The sequence below is a fragment of the Komagataeibacter kakiaceti JCM 25156 genome (assembly GCF_000613305.1).
In genome coordinates, this window is the sequence record NZ_BAIO01000751.1 from 1 (window position 1) to 863 (window position 863).

At 68.8% G+C, this 863-nt stretch carries 2 pseudogenes; both read right to left on the reverse strand.

Going from position 1 to position 863, the window contains the following annotated elements:
• A pseudogene (locus JCM25156_RS28275) lies at positions 1–377 on the reverse strand (cobaltochelatase subunit CobN); the annotation flags it as partial.
• A 36-nt stretch (positions 378–413) separates the two neighbouring features.
• Positions 414–863 (reverse strand): annotated as a pseudogene (locus JCM25156_RS26205) (GTP-binding protein); the annotation flags it as partial.

Sequence of the window (863 nt, forward strand, 5' to 3'; positions counted from 1 at the left end):
CCGGGCAAGGCGCGGGTCGTCACGCCCGTCACCGGCAACGAAGGCCAGCGGGATCCCGGCCTCTCGGCAGGCGCGGGCCAGTTCTTCCGCCCCGTAGCGCCAGTAATCCACGCCGCCGAGCAGACGGACCACCACGCAGCGCGACTCCATGATGGTGCCAGCTACGTACAGGTCGATGGACATGGGGTGCCCCAGCCGTGACAGGCTGGCGGTGCGCAGCTTGCGCCGGGTATCGCCTGCGCGTCATGCGCGGCGTTCAGGCACAGCAGGTCGCTGTCCGAAAAGGACAGGAACACGATATCCGCCGGGGCGTGCCCCAGATCTTCCGCCTGATCGCCGTCATCCAGCGTGCGCACCTCACGTGCCAGCAGATGCATGGTGGCTACCCCGTCTCGCTGCCGCTTTCCCGCGCTTTACCCCTGCGCCAGCGTGGCCGCAATGGCGGCGCGGTCCATGCCCTGGCACCCGATTACCACCAGATTGCCCGTGCGCGGCGCGTCCGGGCCAAGCGGACGGTCGAACTGGTGGCGGAAGCGGCTGCCCACGCCCTGTACCGCCAGCCGCATCGGCTTGCCGCGCACGCTGGCGTAGCCCTTCATGCGCAGGATGTCGTGCTGTTCGGCCAGCGCCTTCAGGCGGTCGATGAAGCCTTCCACGCTGCCTGTTCGGGGAGGGGGACGACAAAGCTTGCGAAATCATCATGCTCATGTTCGCCGTCTTCCGCATCATGGTGGGACGGACGGGCGGCCAGGTCATCTTCCGCCGCCGCGTCAAGGCCGAGCAGGATGGCGGGGTCAACCTGGCCATCGGTCGCGCGCACGATCTTGACGGCGCGCGGCACCTCGGCGCGGATGGCGGCTTCC